The sequence below is a fragment of the Metabacillus bambusae genome, assembly GCF_017497975.1.
Lineage (GTDB): Bacteria > Bacillota > Bacilli > Bacillales > Bacillaceae > Metabacillus > Metabacillus bambusae.
Genome location: NZ_JAGDEL010000067.1, coordinates 1 through 562, shown reverse-complemented (window position 1 = coordinate 562; position 562 = coordinate 1). Strand labels below are relative to the sequence as shown.

The window sequence follows — 562 nt, the reverse complement described above, 5'->3', positions numbered from 1 at the left end:
GCATCTGAAACGCTCTTAACCCCTTGTTTACGCCAAAAATTCAATTTGTTAAATACAAACCGCCAGGTTCTACCGTTACCACGAGCTGATAATGTTATAGCTTCTAAGATTACTTTTTGAGGTTCGTTAAAACCAAAGTTTTTAATAATGTCCTCCAGATCATCACTAAGGGTTTTATTTAATCCACCAGGTTGAACGATTTGGTTGTCAATTAATGACTGGATAATTTCAGGCGTGCCTTCATCATCCTTTAATCTATAATCTTTAATTTCTTTTTCTTTTATTTCTTTTACTTTCTTTTCTTTTATAGCATTGCGGTCGCTATGCGTTTGCATTGCATCTGCATTGCTAGTGCTTTGCTTAGATTTTGTATTAGTAGAAGCCTTGTCATTACTGGACTTTTTCCACCTAGCTTCCGCAGCCTTCCTTGCTTTCTCTGACTTTTCACTTTTAAATTCCATTCTTCTTAAAAGTGATTCTGACCAGAAAAATTCACCGTCCGAATGCAACAATTTAAACTCTTTTATGCAATCTTCTACAAAGCTATGCATTGCATCTGCGT

1 protein-coding gene is annotated in these 562 nt (G+C 35.8%); it reads right to left on the bottom strand.

Going from position 1 to position 562, the window contains the following annotated elements; translation table 11 throughout:
- A partial coding sequence (locus I7822_RS29610) for a DnaD domain protein (protein ID WP_207982563.1) occupies positions 1-562 on the bottom strand: 562 nt, incomplete at both ends.